Consider the following 20,181-nt stretch of genomic DNA (forward strand, 5'->3'; position numbering starts at 1 on the left):
AACAAGACGGGAAAATCATCCAACGGGGAAACACCAGACTATCCGGATCGAGACAGCGGGACCATTGAATAATCAATGGCCCCTGCCCGGCTACTGTCCGATATTACTGCCCGCGAAAATCGCGGGATAACCAGATTCATTCGATCAGAAAAATGGCACCCGCGGCCGGCCCGCGGGCGCGGGGCCGCCTTTTGTCCGGCGGATCCATAACACCTGTATTGCACCCGCACCGGAGGCGCCCTCATGTCCAACTGGAAACGACCCTTTCTTTATCGTCTTGGCCCGGGCATCGTCCTGCCCCTATTCCTGTTCCTGCCCGGCTGCGGCGGTGGCGGCGATGGCCCGGCCAGCGACAACATGCCTTCCGCGGTGCCGGGCGCGCCCACCTGCACGGCGCCGGCCGAAGTCACCGCCGATACCGTGCTCGACGGCGCCTGCGTCTACAGGCAGGCCTTCACCATCACCCGCTCCGGCGTCACGCTGGATTGCAACGGCGCGCTGATCGACGGCCGCGGCACCGACGCCAAGGGCATCTACGTGAACTCGCGCGGCAACCCGCTAAGCAACGTCACCATCCGCAACTGCCGCCTCAAGGACCAGGCCTCGGCGGGCATCGCGGTCGGCTGGAGCGGCTCGCTCGCGGCCAGGCTGCAAACCTACTCCCGCGACGACATCTACGCGCGCACGCCGCAGCAGGTGCTGATCGAGAATGTCAGCGTGGCGGGCGCGGGCGACACCGGCATCTATATCGAGACCTACGCCTCCGGCATCACGCTGAGCCATGTCACCGTGACCGGCTCGCGCGGCCCGGGCGTGTACCTGGACGCCTCGACGCGCGACAACCGGATCGTGGACTCCACGTTCACCGACAACGGCGTGCCGCGCACCCGCGAAGCCATCGCCATCGACTCCTCGGCCGGCAACGTGATCGCGGGCAACCAGTTCAGCGGCAACGCCCTGGCCGCCATCGCGCTCTACAAGAACTGCGGCGAGAACCAGGGCCCGACGCGCTGGCAGCACTCGGACCGCAACCTGATCCAGGACAACGATTTCGCCGCGCAGAGCGTGGGCGTGTGGATCGCGTCGCGGCAGAGCCGGGACCTGAGCAACTGGAATTGCGGCGATCCCTCCTACTATGCCGGCCGCTATTTCCTCGATTATGCGCAAGACAACCGGGTGATAAGCAACCGCTTCAGCAATGTCCGGCAGGGCGTGATCGTGGAGGACGACAATAATACGGTGAGCGGAAATACCTTTTCCGGCAGCAGAAGCGCCGACATCGTGACGGGCGCCCAATATCGCGCCATGTATCTCGGACGCCCCGTTTCGGGGCTGGTCGCGGAAAACAATACCTACCTGCCGTAGACGACGGGAAATGGCGGCAAGCTAACAGGAACCTTCCGATCAATAGGAATCCCCCGAAGGGGCGGGATTGTACCTGCGCGGTTGCGCACTACAATCCCGCTGCACAACACCGATGCCACACCGGAAACGCTGCCCGATGCCATACGGCAACACCAGCAGGGACCTTCAGAGTCTCTCAGAGGCGCGATACGGAGCAGGAATTACACAGGAAGCACCGCAATGACGTTTTATCTTCTGGGGTTCCTGGCTTTCGAAGCCATGTGGTTCTTTCCATTCAGGAAGGTCTTCCGCGCCGCGCACTTCGGCGCACCCTATGCCTACCTGTCGCTGATCCCGCTGGTGGGTCCGCTGTTGTGCATCTGGATCCTGGCGGCGCGGCCGTGGCCGCTCAAGACCAAGCTCGTGCGCACCTTCTCCGTGTCCTGAGGGCCGCACCCCGCGGCGCGCCGGCCACGGCACCATGCACGGAACACCGTGGCGAGGACATCGCGCGGTTCCGCCGGATGCCGAACGTCCATGACCACGCAGCGGCGGTCGCACCGCCCATGCGTGGCTTGAGCGGGAGGCATTGGCGTGGGCCGGTCACGCGGCAGCGATGCTGCCCGGATGCAATCCGAATGCGGCCCGAATGCAGCCTGAATGCGGGCGGCGGTCAGGCCGGCGCGCCGGCCAGCCGCGTGCGCTCGGCCGCCGCCGCGAGCCAGGCCGCGGCCTGGTCCGGGATCGTGACCGGCAGCATGTGCCCGCCGGGCACCAGTTCCAGTTCCAGCGCCGGCAGCTTGTCCTTCATGGCCTGCCCGTGCGCGCGCCAGTCGAGGATGGCGTCGGCCGTGCCGTACAGGATGCTGACCGGCAGCGCCAGCGACGCATAGCGCCCGGCCATCGCGGGCAGGTCTTCCTCCAGGCTGGTCATGTCGGACGACGCGGCATAGAACGCGCCCGGCCGCAGGCCGAGCAGGCCGCCGCCGGCGGTGCCGAAATCCGCCGGCGGCCGCTCCGGGCTGAAGACGAATTCCAGCATGTCGCGCCCGCGCAGGATCGAGCGCGGGATGGCCAGCGTCCACGCAACCACGCGCCGCAGCGCGGCCGGCGACACCGCCAGCGCGCGGAACACGGCGGGCGGGCCCGCCACCGGATGCGTGAGCGGCGCGATCAGCGCCAGGCCGGCGGCCGTGCCCGGATGATCGAGCGCCACGCCGAGCGCGACCGCGCCGCCCAGCGAATGCCCCACCAGCAGCGGGTCTTTCAGGTCCAGCGCGCGCATGAACCGGGCGATGACCTCGCTCTGCTTGCGCAGGCGCGCCGACATGCCCGCCGGACGGGTCGAATACCCCGAGCCGGGCCGGTCGACCAGGATCACGCGGAAGCGCGGCGTCAGCCGCTCCAGCAGCGCGTAGGAGAAATTGCCGGTCTGGCCGCCCAGCCCGTGCACCATCACAATCATCGGCCCCTGGCCCTGGTCGATGTAGTGCAGGCGGGCGCCGTCGATCTCGATGAACTTGCCGCGCGGCGGCAGCGCCTTCTCGACCTTGCGCGCGATGAACGCAGTGAATGCCACCAGGCCGGCGATGACGGCGGCGACGATGGCAATGCAGGCAATCAGTATGGTCATGGCGTCCTTTCCTCAACCGTGCGCCGATTCCGCCGCCCGGGCGGGCGCCGGCGCGCGCGGCGCGGCCGGGCCGGCCCGGCCGAATTCCATCGCATCATCCTCCACTTTGCCGAACTTGAGCGCCATCAGGTCGAACAGGTAGTTCTGGTGGACCCGCCACGGACGCTTGCTGCCCTGCCGGGGCAGGATGCCGCTGGCGCGCTGCACGTAGCCCGAGGTCAGCGACAGCGAAGGCTCGTCGTCGCCGGCGGCGTGGCCGCGCCGCGGCGCGCACCAGTCATGGCCGTTGGCCTCCATGTGGTTGATGAGCCGGCAGACGTACATCGACGACAACTCCGCCTTCAGCGTCCACGACGCATTGACGTAGCCCATCGCCACCGCCAGGTTGGGCACGTCGCTGTACATCATGCCCTTGTACATGAAGGCCTGCGCCGGATCGGCGGGCACGCCGTCCACCTCGATCCGCATGCCGCCCGCCACCTTCAACTGCAGGCCGGTGGCGGTGACGATCACGTCCGCGTCGAGCTTCTGCCCGGAGCGCAGCTGCAGGCCGGTCTCGGTGAAGGATTCGATATGGTCGGTCACCACCGACGCCCTGCCCGCCCGGATCGACTTGAACAGGTCCGAGTCCGGCACCAGGCACAGGCGCTGGTCCCACGGCTTGTAGGCTGGCGAGAAATGCTTGTCGACGTCGTAGTCCGGGCCGAGCTGCGCGCGCGCGGCCTCGAGGATCTTGCGCTTGACCAGCTCCGGCTTCCTGCGCGCGAGATGGTAGAAATACATGCCGAACAGCACGTTCTTCCAGCGCGTGACCCGGTGCGCCATGCCGGCCGGCAGCTTGCGCCGCAGCCAGGCGGACACCGCGTCGCTGGACGGGCGCGCGACGATGTAGGTCGGCGAGCGCTGCAGCATGGTCACGTGCGCGGCGCGCTTGGCCATCTCCGGGAGCAGCGTCACGGCGGTGGCGCCGCTGCCGATCACCACCACGCGCTGGTCGTCGTAGACGAGGTCCTCGGGCCAGTGCTGGGGATGCACCACGCGGCCGCCGAAGCGCTCCATGCCCGGCCAGCCCGGCATGTAGCCGTCCGCGTAGTCGTAGTAGCCGCTGCACAGGTAGAGGAAATTGCAGGTGAAGCGCGCCGGCTCGCCCTGCGGGCCCACGGCGGCGTCCACCGTCCAGCGCGCCGTCTCGGACGACCACGACGCGCGCGTGGCGCGGTGGCCGAAGCGGATGTGGCGCTCGATGTCGAAGGTCCTGGCCGTGTCGCGGATGTATTCGAGGATGGCGTCGCCGGCGGCGATCGACTTGTCGCTGCGCCACGGCCGGAAGCTGAAGCCGAGCGTGTACATGTCCGAGTCGGAGCGCACGCCGGGATAGCGGAACAGGTCCCAGGTGCCGCCGACGGCGTCGCGGCCCTCCAGGATGGCGTAGCGCTTGCCCGGGCAACTGGTCTGCAGGTGGTAGGCCGCGCAGATGCCGGACAGCCCGGCGCCCACGACCAGCACATCGAAATGGTGGACCTGCTCATGCGGCGCCTGCCGCGCCGGGGGATGCGCCTTGTCTGCGTTGCCTGCTAGCATCGGTTGTCTCCTGTTCCTGTTGGCCGGTCGTGGCCGGGCACCTCGGCATCGCATTTCCTGCGTCTCGCTCGTTTGCGCGTTTGCGCATTGCCGTGGTGCCCGCGTGCCGACTTCCGACTAGACTAGGGTGTTCACCCTAATTAATCAACCGGGATCGCCCGAACCCGGGCTTTCCCTTAAGCCCTGGCCTCGCGTGCCACGCAAGACATGCTGCATACCAAACACCGCCGACCCGATCCGGCCACCCGCGCGGAGCGCCGCCCATGAGCGCGGACAGCGCCGCGGCACGACGGCCCAAGACCCGCGAGCGCATCCTCGCGGCCTGCCTGAGCCTGTTCAACGAGCGCGGGCCAATGGTCGTGACCACGGCGGAGATCGCCGCGGCGGTCGGCATCAAGGAAGGCAATCTCCATTACCACTTCAACCGCAAGGAGCAGATCCTCGAAGCGCTGTTCGACGCGTTCGAGCACGCGCTGCGCGACACGGCCGTGGCCGACCTCGCGCAAGGCGACGCGCCGCAGCGCTTTGCCGGCTACCTGAGCGGCTGGTTCAGCCTGATGTGGGAATGGCGTTTCTTCTACCGCGACGCGGCCGCGATCCGCGCGCTCGCCCCCGCCCTGCGCGCGCGCACCGAGGCGCTCGCCGACGACGGCCAGCGCCACGTGCGGCGCGTGTTCGCCGGCATGGAAGCGGCGGGCCTGCTGCGCGCCACGCCGGCGCAGCTCGACCACCTCGTGGTCAATAGCTGGATCGTGTCGACGTACTGGATCGATTACCTGCGCTCGCGCCACGGCATCGACGCGCTGCGGCGCGAACACATCAGTTGGGGCGCGTCGCAGGTGATGAGCCTGTTCTCGCCCTACCTCACCGAAACGGGACAGGCGCTGCTGAATATCGATACGGCGCGCTAGCCGGCCATTGCGTTGCCAGCCACGACAGGCAAAGCCGTTTCACTGCGAGGGATGCGGCCGGTAAGGCCATTGACTGGATCGAGGAGCGCTTCGCCGGCCAGCCTGCGCCGCGGCTACCGCGGCGCCCTGCTTCGGCGAGTGACCGATGACCGCACCGCCGATTGGCCTGACGCTAAGCTGGCGTATCGGGGCAGGTGTCGATGTAGGGAATGTGGTTGCGGGGGCAGGACTTGAACCTGCGACCTTCGGGTTATGAGCCCGACGAGCTGCCAACTGCTCCACCCCGCGGGCCGAAATATACGCGGATCGGTAGCATCTGGATACCCCTGGGCGGGAAAAAACCGGAAAAGCGCCTGGCCCGGCGGCCCAGCGACCCGTTTGCGGCGCGGAGTGCCCGGCAGCGCGCTGACGTGGTGACGTGATGGCGAAGCAGCGCGGCGTTCGGTTTCAGCTATTGCCGTCGATCCACTTCCTTGCCCAGGCATAGGCCGCCGCCTTCGCCTCGTCGGGCGTGGCGTGCTGGCTGCCGATCGCCCGCGCGTCCTGGACGATGGCGCCATCCTCCCAGATCGCGCACGACGCCATGTGCAGGCCGGCCTTGATGGTTCTGCAGAACACGTGGATGACGTACCCCTTGTATTCCGCCTTGTACTCCTTGGTGCCGCTGTCCATTTGGCGTGCCCGTCCGTTCTCGCCGCGGGGCGAATCCTGCGCCGCATCCTAGCATGCGCCCCCGCGGCAAGGCCCTGGCATCCCCCTCTTGCCGGCGGCCTGCAATCTGCAAAAAGCACGCTATACTGTATATTCATACAGTATCACATGAGGCCAAGAAATCATGTTCAGCTGCGATCCCGGCACCCTCTACCTGTACAGCCAGCGCCCCGCCGCGGCCCGGCTGTCGATCCGCTGCCCGCTCCTGACGGTGGACGACCCGCTGCTCACGGCCGACACTTGGAATCCCGAAGCCGAGGCGGCCGCGCAGGCCGCCGGCGCCACGCTGTACCTCTCGGGCATCGACACGGCGGCCCTGAAGGCGCTGCCGTGGACCATCGACGCGCTGGCGTTCGAGCGCGACGGCGCGCGCATCAGCTTCAGCATCGCCGAAGGTATGGAATTCCTCAGCCCCGTCACGCTGTGCCTGCGCACGCGCGGCGAGCGCCACTACGCCACGCTGCAAGAGACGGCCTGCGAGCCTTGAGCGGAACCGCGCAAGGCCGCGCGCAGCCGCATCGCGCAGCCCGGCCGCCAAGCGCCGCCGCTGTTCCGCTGCTTGAGGTTCAGGCCGCGGCAGCGCTCGCCGCGCGGACGCCGGCGCTCTGCTCGAGGCGCGCGAGCAGGCGCTTGCCGTGCTCCACCACGGCCGGATCGGCGGTCATCTGGTAGCGGACGATCATGCCTTCGAGGCACAGCATGGCTTCCTCGGCCACCTCGCCGGGTTCCGCCAGCCCCAGCCGCCCGGCGATGTCGGCAAGGTACGCGCTGAGCGACGCCTTGTGCGCGACGGCCTGCTGCAGATGCTCCGGCACCCCGGTGCTGCCCGCCTCGGCGACCACGTTGATGAAGGCGCAGCCGCGGAAGGTGTCCTGCGCGAACCACGCGCCCAGGGCTTCGGCGATCACGCCGAGGCCCGGCGAGACGGCAACGCGCGCCTCCACTTCCTCGGTGAACCAGTGCATCCAGAAGTCATGGCGCCAGTCGAGAAAGGCGGAAATCAGTTCGTTCTTGGAGGCGAAATGCCGGTACAGCGACATCTTCGCCACATCGGACTCGGCAATGATCTTGTCGATGCCGGTCGCCCGGAAGCCGTCCTGGTAGAACAGGCGTGCCGCCGTGTCGAGAATCCGGTCCCGGGCCGAGGGCTGTGCCATGGCGCCCTTCCTTGAAATGAGATAGACAACTCAGTATTGCAGACAGACCTGTCTCTGTAAAGCCGGGGCATGGCGCCGGTACCGCGCCGGCTCTGCGATGCCCCCATTCGGCCCGGCAAACGGAACCCCCGCCGCGCATCCGTCACCTGGTATGACCGAATTCGCCGGAACTGATCCTGTTCGGCCGGCGGCCCACCGGCTAGCCTTGTGCCCTCTCCTCACTCAAGCCGCCCGCGCCCGCCCCCGGGTAGCGGCTGCCGCGATCTTTGCCATGTATTCGTATGACACCGTCGACCAGCAGGTGGTCGACCAGCGCGTCGCCCAGTTCTCCGACCAGACCACGCGCTTCCTGGACGGCCGGCTGACGGAAGATGAATTCCGCGTGCTGCGCCTGCAGAACGGCCTCTACATCCAGCGCCACGCGCCGATGCTGCGCGTGGCGATTCCCTACGGCATGCTCGCCAGCCGGCAGCTGCGCAAGCTCGCCCATATCGCGCGCCGCTGGGACCGCGGCTACGGCCATTTCAGCACCCGCCAGAACATGCAGTTCAACTGGCCGCGCCTGGAAGACGCGCCCGCCATCCTCGCCGAGCTGGCCACGGTGCAGATGCACGCGATCCAGACCAGCGGCAACTGCATCCGCAACACCACTACCGACCACCTCGCCGGCATCGCGCCGGACGAGATCGTCAACCCGCTGGTCTGGTGCGAGATCATCCGGCAATGGTCGATGCTGCATCCCGAGTTCGCCTTCCTGCCGCGCAAGTTCAAGATCGCCGTGAGCGGCGCGCGCACGGACCGGGCCGCGGTGGGCGTGCACGACATCGGCCTGCAGGCCGTCAGCCGCGACGGCGAGACCGGCTTTCGCGTGTGGGTGGGCGGCGGCATGGGCCGCACGCCCATCGTGGGCAAGCTGATCAGCGAATACGTGCACTGGTCGGACCTGCTGACCTACCTGCAGGCCACGCTGCGCGTCTACAACCTGCATGGCCGCCGCGACAACAAGTACAAGGCGCGCATCAAGATCCTCGTCAAAGACCTCACCCCGGCCGTGTTCGCGCAGCAGGTCGACGAGCAATGGCAGCGCATCCGCGGCGGCCCCGACACGGTCAGCGCCGAGTTCGTGCAGGACATCGCCGGCCGCTTCACCACGCCGGCCTACGATCCCGCCGCGGCCGGCGACGACGACCCCGCGGCCGCGCTGACGGAACAGGACCCGCGCTTCCGGCGCTGGCTGCGCAGCAACGTCCATGCCCACCGCGTGGCCGGCTATTGCTCGGTCACGGTATCGCTCAAGGCCACCGGCAGCCCGCCGGGCGACATCACCGCCGACCAGATGGATGCCGTCGCCGACCTCGCCGACACCTACGGCTTCGGCGAGCTGCGCGTCTCGCACGAGCAGAACCTCATCCTCGCCGACATCCGCCGCGTCCACCTGCATCAGGTCTGGCAACGGCTGGACCCGTTGCGGCTGGCCACGCCGAACATCGGCCTGCTGACCAACATCATCGCCTGCCCGGGCGGCGATTTCTGTTCGCTCGCCAATGCCGTCTCCATCCCGCTGGCCGAGGCCATCCAGCAGCGCTTCGACGACCTCGACTTCCTCCACGACATCGGCGAGCTGGACCTGAACATCTCCGGCTGCATCAACTCGTGTGGGCACCACCACGTGGGCCACATCGGCATCCTCGGCGTCGACAAGGCCGGCGAGGAGTGGTACCAGGTCACCATCGGCGGCCGCCAGAACGGCGCGCTGTCCGGCGAGCGGCGCGACATGGAAGACGGCGCCGGCGGTGCGGCCATCGGCAAGATCATCGGCCCGTCGTTCGCGCGCGAGGAAATCCCCGACGTGGTGGAACTGCTGGTGCAGACCTACCTCTCGCTGCGCGAGGACGACGAGGAACGGTTCATCGACGTGGTCGAGCGCACCGGCATCGAACCGTTCAAGACCGCGGTCTACACCGACGCGCGGATCGTCCAGCGCAAGCTGCAGGCGGAGAACGCACGTGTCTGAGGCCCGCATGACAAACCCGGTCGCCAACGTCATCCGCAACGGCGCGCTCGAGCCGGACAAGTGGCGCGCCTTCGTGGCCAATGACGGCGAAGGCGATGAAGGTGGTGAAGTTGGAAAAGGCGACGGCGCCGATGCGTCCGCCGCGCTGCCGCCCGACGAGGACGGCTGGCTCGTCACCGCCGCCACCTGGCTGGCGATGAAAGCCCGGCTGCGGCAGCGCGCGCATCCGGTCGCCGTGTATCTCGCGCCGGACGCCGACCCCGAGCTGCTGCTCGAGCCCGGCGCGAACGTCATCGACCCGGCCGGCATCGCCCACCTGGCGATCGACTTCCCCGTCTACACCGATGGCCGCGGCTACTCGCTGGCGCAGTTGCTGCGCACGCAATACGGCTGGACCGGCGAGCTGCGCGCGGTGGGCGACGTGATGATCGACACGGTGCACTACATGGCGCGCTGCGGCTTCGACAGCTTCGCCATCAAGCCCAGTCACGATCCGCGCGCGGCCCTCGAAGCGCTCGGCACGTTCACGGTCCATTACCAGAAAGGCTACCGGCGCCCGGCCACGCCGGCCTGAGCGTCCGGCGCTGGCGTCCAGGCCGGCAGCACCTCCTGGGCGAACGCGACGAAGGCCCGCACGGCCGCGCTGCAGTAGGCGCCCCTGCGCTGGAGCAGCGCGGCCTCGCGCGGCGGCAGCGGCGGCTCCAGCCTGACCTTGCGCAGGTCGCCGCTGTCCTGCGCGATGGCGGCCGGCAGCACCGTCATCAGGCGGCCGCGCCGCACCGCCTCGACCACCGCGCTGACCGAGTTCGCCTCCAGTGCGACCTGCGGCACGATGCCCTGGCGGCCAAGATAGTTGTCGATGTAATGGCGCGTGGCGAACTCCTGCGTCAGCAAGGCAAACGGCTCGTCCTGCATCTCCTTGCGCGTGAGCGGCGTGCGCCGCCTGGCATAGCGGTGCCCCGCGCCCACCACCAGCGCCAGCGGCTCCAGCAGCAGCGGCTGCGTGTCGATGTCCGCCAGCCGCACGTCCTTGAACGCGATGCCCATGTCGAGGCTGTCCTGCAGCAGCATCTGCTCGATCTGCGCCTGCGGCATCTCCAGCACACTCAAGACGATGCCGGGATAGCGCTCATTGAAATCCATCACGAGCGGCCCGACCAGATAAGGCGTAAACGTCGGCGTCATCGCCAGCCGCAAGCTGCCGCGCGTCAGTTCCTGGACGTCGTGAACCGCCCGCTTGCCCGCCTCCAGATCCTGCAGCGCGCGCCGTGCATAGAGCAGGTAAGCCTGCCCGGCATCGGTGGTGCGGACGCTGCGGCCCGAGCGGTCGAACAACTGCACGCCGAGCGTGTCCTCCAGTTGCCGGATCTGCTGCGAAAGCGTCGGCTGCGAAACATGCAGCGCCTCGGCCGCGCGGGTGAAATTGCCGCATTCGGCAACGGCGAGAAAGTAGCGGACATGGCGGAGCAGCATCGGGATCAACGATTGGGATTGGCTATGGGAGGGATGGTAAGCCAGTCCCTGGACCAATAGCGGATCGCACCTGGACTTTCGTGCGCCGCCGCCGGAACCGCTTCGCGGCAGATGGCGGCCCGTGACAATGCGACAGCGCGGGCAATGCGCGCGGCGACGGACAGGGCAATGAAAAAGACAATGCAAAAAGGGCTTCCGGAAACGGAAGCCCTTCAAATAAGGTGGTGCGGCTGGCAGGATTCGAACCCACGACCCCTTGGTTCGTAGCCAAGTACTCTATCCAACTGAGCTACAGCCGCACGCGAGGTCGCAATTGTAGCGCAGCCATGCCTGAATGCAAGCGTTTTTTACAGCTATGTGTCAGGCCGTTTCCCCGCCGCGGCGGGGCTTACCAGCGATAGCGCGCGCCCAGCGTGCCGCCCGGGTTGCGTCCGGCCTTGAGCTTGATCCACAGCTTGACGCCGCCGTTCGTGCTGCCGTGCGCGCCGACGTTGACCGACAGCAGCCCGCGCAGCATGTCGGGGTCGATGCGTGTGCCGTTGATGTTGATGGCCTGCTTGTGGTCCTGCCAGAGATCGGCCTCGACGAACGGGTAGACCCCGTTGGCGCCGTTGAGCCGGGTCGGCTGGGTACGGTAGAGCCGCACCAGCACTTCGGCCGCGCTCGCGTCCGCGGGCTGGCTGCCGAGGAAACCCGTGCCGCTGCGGTCGAGGGCCGGCTGGTAGGCGAGCTGCACGCGCGGCTGGATCGTCAGGCCGCCGCTGCGCGGCAGCACGGTGTCGAGCGACAGCGCCATGCTCTGCACGCGGTTGCCGACATGGCCCGTGGCCGAGGTGGCGTCGTCGAGGTGCACCGACACGGCGGGCCACGCGGCGCGCGGCGCCGGGTCCGCGTAGGCGGGCAGCGGGCCTGGCGCGTCGTTGTAGGCCGTGGCGGGCGTGCCGGACGAATGCGTGGTGGCGGGCCGGCCCCAACCGCCGAGCGAGGCAACCAGGACAGGCTGGCCGCCGCGCGCCGCGCCGGCCGGCATGGCCGGCGCCGCGACAACCGTGTCGGTGGCCATGCCGGCCGGCACGGCGCCGAGCGTATTGGCGGCGACGATGACCGCATCGCTGCCGGAGACCTGCGCGGGCGGTTCGCCTTCGAGCTGGTCCCAGCCGAAGGCGCCGCCGCCGGCTGGCCGTTCCTCGCCCTGGGCGAGGCTGGCCACGATCATGGCGAGTATCGAGCAACAACACTGGCGGCACGGATGGGGATGGAGATGGCGATCGTGAATACCCGGGCAATGCCCGCTAGCACCGACCTGCGCCCTGCTCGGAGACCACGCGCCCCTGGCCATGACCGCACCTCTGGCTTGAAAATCCGCTACGGCTTTGCTTGAGCATAGGTCAAAGCCCTCGCGACCGTAAGGGCGCTCCGTAGGCACCCGCGCGCACCTGCGTGTGCCACCGCACGGCGGCAATGCGAGGGGGTTCCGCGCTTGCCGGCGCGCGAAGAGGAAACGAGGAAACGAGGACTGGCGCAGAGAGATGCGCGATGGCGGGTCCGCATGGACCGGCGTGGCGGACGATGCAAACCTGAAACAGAACGGCGCTGAAGGCGCGAAGCCGGCGCGTACCCGCGGACCAGGACCGTGCCGCCGGAAGCTCGCCTCGCCATCGGAGTCTCATCGCAAAACGAGCGCCGCAAAAAGAAAAAGGCCGCTGCATCTGCAACGGCCTTTCTCATCGAGTCTTGGTGCCCAGAAGAGGACTCGAACCTCCACAGTGTTGCCACCGCTAGGACCTGAACCTAGTGCGTCTACCAATTTCGCCATCTGGGCTTCGTTTTGCTGCGTGAACTGCTGCAGCGCTGCGAAGAGAAACATTATGGCAAGTTCGGATTCGGCTGTCAACACCCCGGCACGCATTTTCTGGCGCCGGCGGCGCTCATGGCTGGAAGCACACCTGCCCCGGCCGGCCCGGCAGATGCAGCGTGGCGGTGGCCGGACGCGTGCTGGCGACCACCTTGCCCGCGCGCAGCACCATCAGCCGCGTGGCGCGCAGCCGGATCGCCTCCACCGGATCGCGCGCCTGCAGCAGCACGAGGTCGGCGCGGCATCCCGGCGCGATGCCGTAGCCTTCCAGCCCGAGGATGCGGGCCGGGGTCTCGGTGACGGCGGCGAAGCACGCGCGCATGGCGTCCTGCCCGGTCATCTGCGCCACGTGCAGGCCCATGTGGGCAACCTCCAGCATGTCGCCCGAGCCGAGCCCGTACCAGGGGTCCATCACGCAGTCGTGGCCGAACGCCACCGGCACGCCCGCGGCCATCAGTTCGGGCACGCGCGTCATGCCGCGCCGCTTCGGATAGGTGTCGTGCCGGCCCTGCAGCGTGATGTTGATGAGCGGGTTGGCGACGGCGGCCACGCCGGACTGATGCATGAGCGGGATCAGCTTGGACACGTAGTAGTTGTCCATCGAGTGCATCGAGGTCAGGTGCGAGCCGGCCACCCTGCCCTCCAGGCCCAGCCGCACGGTCTGCGCGGCCAGCGTCTCGACATGGCGCGACAGCGGGTCGTCGGTCTCGTCGCAATGCATGTCCACGCGCAGCCCGCGCTCGCAGGCCAGCTCGCACAGGATGCGCACGGAGTCGGCGCCATCGCTCATGGTGCGCTCGAAATGTGGAATGCCACCGACCACATCCACGCCCATGCCGAGCGCGCGCTTGAGGTTGTCGAGCGCGCCGGGCGCGCGCAGCAGCCCGTCCTGCGGGAACGCCACCAGTTGCAGGTCGAGGTAGGGTTTGACCTTCTCGCGCACGTGCAGCAGCGCCTCGGTGGCGAGCAGGCGCGGGTCGCATACGTCCACGTGCGAGCGGATCGCCAGCAGGCCCTTGGCCACGGCCCAGTCGCAATAGGCCAGCGCGCGCTCGACGATGGCGTCCTGCGTCAGCAGCGGCTTGAGCTCGCCCCACAGGGCGATGCCCTCGAGCAGCGTGCCGGACTGGTTGATGCGCGGCTGGCCGTAGGACAGCGTGGAGTCCATGTGGAAATGCGCGTCGACGAACGGCGGCGTCACCAGCTGGCCGGCGGCGTCGACCTCGGTGGCGGCGTGCGCCTTGAGCGCCGGCTCCACCGCCTTGATGTGGTCGCCGGCGATGCCGACGTCGATGCCGGTGCGGCCATCGGGAAGCGTGCAGTTGCGCAGGATCAGGTCGAGCATGGCGGGTTCTTTTTCTGGGAGACGGGATGGATCAGCGTTCGCCCTTGCGATAGGGCTTCATCAGCGCCTGCGGATAGGTGGCGCGCCGCGCCACCAGCACCAGCGCGAGGATCGACAGCACGTAGGGCAGCATCAGGTAGAGCTGGTATGGCAGCGCCGGCAGGCCCGGCAGGCTGGCGCCGCTTTGCTGCAGGCGCAGCTGCAGCGCGTCGAAGGCGGCGAACAGCAGCGCGCCGGCCAGCGCGCGGCCCGGGCGCCACGAGGCGAACACCACCAGCGCCACGCAGATCCAGCCGCGGCCGTTGATCATGTTGAAGAAGAAGGCGTTGAAGGCCGACAGCGTGAGAAAGGCGCCGCCCACCGCCATCAGCGCCGAGCCCGCCATCACCGCGCCGATGCGCATGGCGCCCACGCGGATACCCTGCCCCTCGGCCGCGGCCGGATTCTCGCCGACCATGCGCACCGCGAGGCCGAGCGGCGTGCGGTACAGCAGCCAGGCCACCAGTGGCACCAGCGCCAGCGCGAGCAGGGTCAGCGCGGTCTCTTCCCCGAACACCGGGCCCAATACCGGGCCAAGCAGCGGCACCTCCGCCATCCAGCGCATCGGCGCGAACGGCACGATGGTGGGCGGCGTGGACACCGAGGCAAAGCCGAGCCGGTAGGCGTAGTAGGACAAGCTGGTGGCCAGCATGGTCACGCCCAGCCCGGCGACGTGCTGCGACAGCGCCAGGCTCACCGTCAGCCAGCCGTGCAGCAGGCCGAACGCCAGCCCCACGGCCGCGGCCGCCGCCACGCCGCCCCACAGCGGCAGGCCGTGATAGACCGCCAGCCAGCCGCCGAAGGCGCCGGCCACCATGATTCCCTCGATGCCGAGGTTGAGCACACCGGCGCGCTCGCACAGCAGCACGCCGAGCGTGCCGAACACCAGCGGCGTGGCCACGCGCAGCACCGCGATCCAGAACGGCGCCGAGGCCAGGATGTCGAGCAGTTCCATCAGGCCACCTTGCGCAGGGCGTCAAAGCAGATGCGGTAGCGCGCCAGCATGGTCGCCACCAGCATGGACAGCAGCGCCACCGCCACGATCACGTCGGCGATGGTGTTGGGCACGCCCACCGCGCGGCTCATGCCGTCGGCGCCGACCAGCACGCCGGCCACGAACACCGAGGCCGCCACCACGCCCAGCGGATGCAGCCCGGCCAGCATGGCGATCACCACGCCCGCGTAGCCGTAGCCCGGCGAGATGTCCAGCGTCAGGTAGCTGGTGCGGCCCGCCACCTCCACCACGCCGGCCAGCCCCGCCAGCGCGCCCGACAGCAGCGCGGTCCACATCGTCACGCGCCGCACCGGCACGCCGACGAAAGCCGCCGCGCGCGCGTTGGCGCCCACCGCGCGCATGTGCAGGCCGAACACCGTGAAGCGGTTGACCGCCCACAGGATCAGCGCCAGCGCGCACGCCAGCAGCAGGCCGCTGTGCACGCGCGAGCGCGCCATCAGCTTCGACAGTTCCAGCTCGGGCACCAGCGGCACCGACTGCGGCCAGCCCATCGCGGTGGCGTCCTTCATCGGTCCGTCCAGCATCATCGAGACGAACAGCAGCACGATGAAATTGCCGAGCAAGGTGGTCACCACCTCGTCCACGCCGAGCCGCGTCTTGAGCCACGCGGCGCCCAGCAGCAGCAAGGCGCCGGCCAGCATGCCGGCCGCCACCATCAGCGCGAAATGCACGGCCACCGGCAGGTGCTCCGCCCACGGCGCCACCGCGCCGTCGACCTGCCCGCCCACGGCCACCGCCGCCAGCGCGCCGAGGTACAGCTGCCCCTCCGCGCCGATGTTGAACAGCCGCGCGCGGAACGCCACCGCCACCGACAGCCCGGTCAGGATCAGCGGCGTGGCGCGCGTCAGCGTCTCCGACCATGCGAAGCGCGAGCCGAAGCCGCCTTCGAGCAGCAGCGCATAGGCGCGCCCCACCGGCGCGCCGGCCCAGCGCACCAGCACCGCGCAGATCAGCAAGGTGGCCGCGATGGCCAGCACGGGCGCGGCCAGCATGGCCACGCGCGACACGCCGCTCCGGGGTTCAAGCCGCATGCAGCACCTCCGCGTCGCCGGCGCCGCCCGGCGCGCCGCCGCCGGCGCCGGCCATCGCCAGGCCGAGCGCCGCGAGCGTCCAGTCCGCCGTCGGGCGCGCCTCGGTCAGGCGGCCGGCGTGCATGACCGCGATGCGGTCGGCCAGCGCGTGCAGTTCGTCGAGGTCTTCCGAGATCAGCAGCACGGCCGCGCCCTCGCGCGCCGCCTCCAGCAGGCGCGCGCGCACGTAGGCCACCGCGCCGATGTCCAGTCCCCAGGTCGGCTGGCTGGCCACCACCAGCAGCGGCGCGCGGCCCTCGCCGCGCACCGACAGCGCCCGGCCCAGGATCAGCTTCTGCATGTTGCCGCCGGACATGGTGCGCGCCGGCACCTCGATGCCGGCGGTGCGCACGTCGAAGCGCGCCACCAGTTCGCGCGCGAAGCGCTGCGCCGCCGCGCGGCGGATCACGCCGGCGCGCGAGAAGCGCGGCTGGCCAAGCTGCTCGCTGGCGGCGTTCTCCCACACGGCGAGGTCGCCCACCACGCCGACCGCATGGCGGTCTTCCGGCACGCGCGCGACACCCGCGCCGATCCACGCGCGCGGGCGCGCCGGCATCGGCTGGCCGGCCAGCGTGACGCGGCCTTCGGTGGCCGCCAGCGTGCCGCTGAGCAGTTCCGCCAGCGCCGCCTGCCCGTTGCCGGACACGCCCGCGATGCCGACGATCTCGCCGGCGCGCACCCGCAGGCTGAGCCGGTCGAGCCGCATGCGCCCGTCCGCGCCGCGCGCGCCGGCCTGCTCCAGCGCCAGCACCACCGGCGCGGCATCGCCCGCGGCACCGGCGGCCCGCTCCGGCATGGCAACCGCGCGCCCCACCATCAGTTCGGCCAGTTCCGCCTTGCTGGTCTGCGCCGCCTCGCGCTGCGCCACCAGCTTGCCGCCGCGCAGCACGGCGATGCGGCTGGACACGCGCAGCACTTCATCGAGCTTGTGGCTGATGAAGATCACCGACAGGCCCTCCGCGATCAGTTGCGCCAGCGTGGCGAACAGCGTCTCGGCCTCGTGCGGCGTCAGCACCGCGGTGGGCTCGTCGAGGATCAGCACGCGCGCGCCGCGGTACAGCGCCTTGACGATCTCCACGCGCTGGCGCTCGCCGACCGACAGCTCGCCCACGCGCGCGCCCGGCCGCACCGCGAGGCCGAAGCGATGCGCCAGCGCCAGCACCTTCGCGCGCGCGGCGCGGCGCTCCAGCCGCCATTGCCACAGCGGCTGCGTGCCGAGCAGGATGTTGTCGAGCACGGAAAGATTGTCGGCCAGCGTGAAATGCTGGTGCACCATGCCGATGCCGGCGGCCAGCGCCGCGCGCGGCTGGCCCGGCGGCAGCGGCCGGCCGTCGACCTCCACGGTGCCGGCGTCGGCCACGTAATGGCCGAACAGGATGCTGACCAGCGTGCTCTTGCCCGCGCCGTTCTCGCCCAGCAGGGCCAGCACCTCGCCGCGCTGGAGTTCCAGCGAGATGGCGTCGTTGGCCAGCAGCGTGCCGAAGCGCTTGGTGATGCCGGTCAGGCGGAGGATGGGAGTTGGCATGAAAACGAAATGCGGAGCATCAGGAATACCAATGGTTCGCTCCCCTCTCCCACAAAGTGGGGAGGGGAGAAAGACGGGGCCGGCGCTACCAACGCCAGCCTCACTGCGTCGACTTCGGCTCCGTCTCCACCACCTTCACCACGAACTTGCCGTCGAGAATGGCCTTCTCCTTCGCCTTGACCTTGGCCATCACGTCGGCCGGCACCTTGCCTTCGAAGGTGCCCAGCGGCGCCAGCTCGGCGCCCTTGTACTTCATCAGCGAATACGAGCCGTAGTCCTCGTTCTTGAACTGGCCCGACTTGACCTTGGCCAGCGCCGCGGCCACCGTGGGCTCCATGTTCCACAGCGCCGAGGCCACCACCGTGGCCGGATACTGCGGCTGGGTGTTGATGACGTTGCCGATGGCCAGCCGGCCCTTCTCCTTGGCCGCGTCGGAGACGCCGAAGCGCTCGGCGTAGAGCACGTCCGCGCCCTTGTCGATCATGGCGAAGGCGGCTTCCTTGGCCTTGGGCGGATCGAACCACGAGCCGATGAAGCTGACCGTGAACTTCACCTTGGGATTGACCTCGCGCGCGCCTTCCATGAAGGCGTGCATCAGCCGGTTGACCTCGGGGATGGCATAGCCGCCGACCATGCCGATATGGTTGGTCTTGGTGATGCCGCCAGCGATCATGCCGGTCAGGTAGGAAGGCTCCTGGATGTAGTTGTCGAACACCGAGAAGTTGGGCGCCTGGGGCTTGCCGGACGAGCCCATCAGGAAGGCGGTCTTGGGATAGTCCCTGGCCACCTTGCGCGCGGCCGCCTCGACCGCGAAGGATTCGCCCAGGATCAGCGCCGAGCCCTGCTCGGCATACTGGCGCAGCACGCGCTCGTAGTCGGCGTTGGACACGCTTTCCGAGAACACGTAGTCGATCTCGCCGCGCGCCTTGGCCTCGTTGAGCGCCTTGTGGATGCGCGACACCCACTGCTGCTCGACCGGCACCGTGTACACGGCCGCGACCTTCACCCTGGCCTGCGCCCATGCCGGCTGCACGCCGGCCAGCGCGCTTGCGCCGGCGGCGGCGGCCGCCAGTTTCAACCAGGTCCTGCGCTTGCCCTCAAACCTCATGGTTTTCTCCCCTTGTTGACGATAACTCCACGGCCAGGCCGGCCGGTTCCAGCCCGCAACCGCGCAGCAGCAGCCGCACCAGGTGGTCGGTGGCCTGTTCGAAATCGCGCTGGCCCAGGTGGCTCACCCCGAGCACGGCGCATACCTGCGACTCAAAATCGGCATAGGTCTGGGTGGCGGCCCAGATCGTGAAGAACAGGTGCCGCGGATCCACGCTGGCCATCTCGCCGCGCGCGATCCATTCCTTGATGACGCCGGCCTTGCGCAGCACCAGCGCGCGCAGCGCGCCGCTGAGCACGTCGCGGATCTCCGGCGCGCCGTGCAGCAGCTCGTTGGCGAACACGCGCGAGGCGTCCGGGTGGCTGGCCGACAGCCGCATCTTGGCGCGGATGTACTGCTCCAGCGCCACCTGCGGGCGCTGCCCGGCGTCGATGATGTCGGTCTCGGACAGCCACAGCGCCAGCGTGTGCGCCAACACCGCGCGGTACAGCGCCTGCTTGGTGCGGAAGTAGTAATGCAGGTTGGACTTGGGCACGCCCGCGCGCGTGGCGATCTCCGCCATCGTGGCGCCGGCGAACCCGGCGCGCGCGAACACGTATTCGGCCGCGCGCAGGATCAGCGCCTCGTTCTCCTGGCGGATGCGCCCGCCAGCCGCCTCCCGCTGCGGCGGGAAGCATGGCGGCTGCGCCGTGGCCGGCGCGCCCATCACTTGGTGCCGTAGAGCCTGTCGCCCGCGTCGCCCAGGCCGGGCACGATGTAGCCGTGCTCGTTGAGCTCCTCGTCGATGGCGGCGGTGACGATGGCCACGTCCGGATGCGCCGCCTGCAGCGCGCGCAAGCCCTGGCGCGAGGCGATCAGGCACACGTACTTGAGCGTGCTCACGCCGGCTTCCTTGAGGCGGTTGAGCGCGGCGATGGCGGAATTGCCGGTGGCCAGCATCGGGTCCACCACGATCACCAGCCGCTCGTGGATGTCCTCCGGCATCTTGAAGTAGTACTCGATCGGCTCCAGCGTCTCCGGGTCGCGGTACAGGCCGATGTGGCCCACGCGCGCGGCCGGCAGCAGGTCCAGCATGCCGTCCAGGAAGCCGTTGCCGGCGCGCAGGATCGACACCAGGCACAGCTTCTTGCCGGACAGCACCGGCGACTCCATCGGCGCGATCGGCGTCTTGATGGCGATGGTCTCCATCGCCAGGTCGCGCGTGGCCTCGTAGGTCAGCAACTGGCTGATCTCGCGCACCAGCCGCCGGAAATTGTCGGTGGTGGTGTCCTCGCTGCGGACCAGCGTGACCTTGTGCTGCACGAGCGGATGGTCCACCACCATCACCGAAGGCGTGACGGGCGGTACGGCGGAAAGGTCGGTCATGTTGCGCTCCTCGGGAGGCGAATCGCGAAAAGGTC

19 protein-coding genes and 3 tRNA genes are annotated in these 20,181 nt (G+C 69.2%); 6 read left to right on the forward strand and 16 right to left on the reverse strand.

Going from position 1 to position 20,181, the window contains the following annotated elements:
• Nucleotides 1-243 precede the first annotated feature (243 nt).
• A complete protein-coding gene (locus KF708C_RS10710) occupies nucleotides 244-1,365 on the forward strand; it encodes a right-handed parallel beta-helix repeat-containing protein (RefSeq protein WP_082079506.1) in 1,122 nt (373 codons plus the stop codon).
• Nucleotides 1,366-1,584: 219 nt separating this feature from the next.
• The gene (locus KF708C_RS10715) at nucleotides 1,585-1,791 is read left to right on the forward strand and encodes a hypothetical protein (RefSeq protein ID WP_059411747.1); all 207 of its coding nucleotides are present in this window, start codon (nucleotides 1,585-1,587) and stop codon (nucleotides 1,789-1,791) included.
• A 226-nt stretch (nucleotides 1,792-2,017) separates the two neighbouring features.
• Here the strand turns inward: KF708C_RS10715 and KF708C_RS10720 are convergent, their stop codons facing one another.
• Nucleotides 2,018-2,977, reverse strand: a complete 960-nt coding sequence (locus tag KF708C_RS10720) for an alpha/beta fold hydrolase (RefSeq protein ID WP_059411748.1) — start codon at nucleotides 2,975-2,977, stop codon at nucleotides 2,018-2,020.
• Between the two features lie 12 nt (nucleotides 2,978-2,989).
• Nucleotides 2,990-4,558, reverse strand: coding sequence for a flavin-containing monooxygenase (locus KF708C_RS10725; RefSeq protein WP_059411749.1), 1,569 nt, complete (start codon nucleotides 4,556-4,558; stop codon nucleotides 2,990-2,992).
• Nucleotides 4,559-4,821: 263 nt separating this feature from the next.
• Between KF708C_RS10725 and KF708C_RS10730 the strand changes: the two genes are divergently transcribed.
• A complete protein-coding gene (locus KF708C_RS10730; protein WP_059411750.1) occupies nucleotides 4,822-5,469 on the forward strand; it encodes a TetR/AcrR family transcriptional regulator in 648 nt (215 codons plus the stop codon).
• Nucleotides 5,470-5,681: 212 nt separating this feature from the next.
• On the opposite strand, the gene KF708C_RS10735 is transcribed toward KF708C_RS10730, so the two are convergent.
• Both KF708C_RS10735 and KF708C_RS10740 read right to left on the reverse strand, forming a co-directional pair.
• Nucleotides 5,682-5,757 (reverse strand) — tRNA-Met (locus tag KF708C_RS10735).
• 159 nt (nucleotides 5,758-5,916) lie between these two features.
• On the reverse strand, nucleotides 5,917-6,141 hold the full coding sequence (locus KF708C_RS10740; protein ID WP_059411751.1) for a DUF6566 family protein: 225 nt from the start codon (nucleotides 6,139-6,141) through the stop codon (nucleotides 5,917-5,919).
• Nucleotides 6,142-6,304: 163 nt separating this feature from the next.
• Here KF708C_RS10740 and KF708C_RS10745 point away from each other — a divergent pair, with 163 nt between their 5' ends.
• A complete protein-coding gene (locus KF708C_RS10745; protein ID WP_059411752.1) occupies nucleotides 6,305-6,667 on the forward strand; it encodes a hypothetical protein in 363 nt (120 codons plus the stop codon).
• 79 nt (nucleotides 6,668-6,746) lie between these two features.
• Here KF708C_RS10745 and KF708C_RS10750 read toward each other — a convergent pair whose 3' ends face one another.
• Nucleotides 6,747-7,337, reverse strand: coding sequence for a TetR/AcrR family transcriptional regulator (locus tag KF708C_RS10750; RefSeq protein WP_059411753.1), 591 nt, complete (start codon nucleotides 7,335-7,337; stop codon nucleotides 6,747-6,749).
• Nucleotides 7,338-7,608: 271 nt separating this feature from the next.
• On the opposite strand from KF708C_RS10750, the gene KF708C_RS10755 reads away from it, so the two are divergent.
• Together KF708C_RS10755 and KF708C_RS10760 are read left to right on the forward strand one after the other, a co-directional pair.
• Complete coding sequence (locus KF708C_RS10755; RefSeq protein ID WP_059411754.1) at nucleotides 7,609-9,351, forward strand: nitrite/sulfite reductase; 1,743 nt, start codon at nucleotides 7,609-7,611, stop codon at nucleotides 9,349-9,351.
• Nucleotides 9,352-9,358: 7 nt separating this feature from the next.
• Nucleotides 9,359-9,925, forward strand: coding sequence for a DUF934 domain-containing protein (locus tag KF708C_RS10760; protein WP_059411755.1), 567 nt, complete (start codon nucleotides 9,359-9,361; stop codon nucleotides 9,923-9,925).
• On the opposite strand, the gene cynR is transcribed toward KF708C_RS10760, so the two are convergent.
• The 11 genes from cynR to upp all read right to left on the reverse strand — a co-directional run bounded on the left by cynR (nucleotide 9,898) and on the right by upp (nucleotide 20,146).
• Complete coding sequence (gene cynR, locus KF708C_RS10765; protein ID WP_059411756.1) at nucleotides 9,898-10,824, reverse strand: transcriptional regulator CynR; 927 nt, start codon at nucleotides 10,822-10,824, stop codon at nucleotides 9,898-9,900. The genes KF708C_RS10760 and cynR overlap by 28 nt on opposite strands.
• A gap of 222 nt (nucleotides 10,825-11,046) precedes the next feature.
• Nucleotides 11,047-11,123: transfer RNA gene (locus KF708C_RS10770), tRNA-Arg, on the reverse strand.
• 89 nt (nucleotides 11,124-11,212) lie between these two features.
• Complete coding sequence (locus KF708C_RS10775; RefSeq protein ID WP_059411757.1) at nucleotides 11,213-12,040, reverse strand: hypothetical protein; 828 nt, start codon at nucleotides 12,038-12,040, stop codon at nucleotides 11,213-11,215.
• A gap of 519 nt (nucleotides 12,041-12,559) precedes the next feature.
• Nucleotides 12,560-12,646: transfer RNA gene (locus KF708C_RS10780), tRNA-Leu, on the reverse strand.
• 106 nt (nucleotides 12,647-12,752) lie between these two features.
• Nucleotides 12,753-14,024: an amidohydrolase family protein gene (locus tag KF708C_RS10785; RefSeq protein ID WP_059411758.1), complete on the reverse strand. Its 1,272-nt coding sequence runs from the start codon at nucleotides 14,022-14,024 to the stop codon at nucleotides 12,753-12,755.
• A gap of 31 nt (nucleotides 14,025-14,055) precedes the next feature.
• Nucleotides 14,056-15,018 (reverse strand): ABC transporter permease, encoded by a 963-nt coding sequence (locus KF708C_RS10790; RefSeq protein ID WP_197090340.1) that lies wholly within the window; start codon nucleotides 15,016-15,018, stop codon nucleotides 14,056-14,058.
• Entirely contained in the window at nucleotides 15,018-16,109 is a 1,092-nt protein-coding gene (locus KF708C_RS10795) for an ABC transporter permease (protein ID WP_059411760.1), read from the reverse strand. Before KF708C_RS10795 ends, KF708C_RS10790 begins: the two co-directional genes overlap by 1 nt.
• A complete protein-coding gene (locus tag KF708C_RS10800) occupies nucleotides 16,099-17,673 on the reverse strand; it encodes an ABC transporter ATP-binding protein (RefSeq protein ID WP_059411761.1) in 1,575 nt (524 codons plus the stop codon). The genes KF708C_RS10795 and KF708C_RS10800 overlap by 11 nt, the downstream gene beginning before the upstream one ends.
• Nucleotides 17,674-17,773: 100 nt before the next feature.
• Nucleotides 17,774-18,781, reverse strand: coding sequence for a BMP family protein (locus KF708C_RS10805; protein WP_029043691.1), 1,008 nt, complete (start codon nucleotides 18,779-18,781; stop codon nucleotides 17,774-17,776).
• On the reverse strand, nucleotides 18,771-19,487 hold the full coding sequence (locus KF708C_RS10810) for a TetR/AcrR family transcriptional regulator (RefSeq protein ID WP_059411762.1): 717 nt from the start codon (nucleotides 19,485-19,487) through the stop codon (nucleotides 18,771-18,773). Before KF708C_RS10810 ends, KF708C_RS10805 begins: the two co-directional genes overlap by 11 nt.
• On the reverse strand, nucleotides 19,487-20,146 hold the full coding sequence (upp, locus tag KF708C_RS10815) for a uracil phosphoribosyltransferase (RefSeq protein WP_020203344.1): 660 nt from the start codon (nucleotides 20,144-20,146) through the stop codon (nucleotides 19,487-19,489). The genes KF708C_RS10810 and upp overlap by 1 nt, the downstream gene beginning before the upstream one ends.
• Nucleotides 20,147-20,181: the final 35 nt, after the last annotated feature.

Origin of the sequence: Cupriavidus basilensis (assembly GCF_000876015.1) — a bacterium.
Taxonomy (GTDB): Bacteria; Pseudomonadota; Gammaproteobacteria; order Burkholderiales; family Burkholderiaceae; genus Cupriavidus; species Cupriavidus basilensis_B.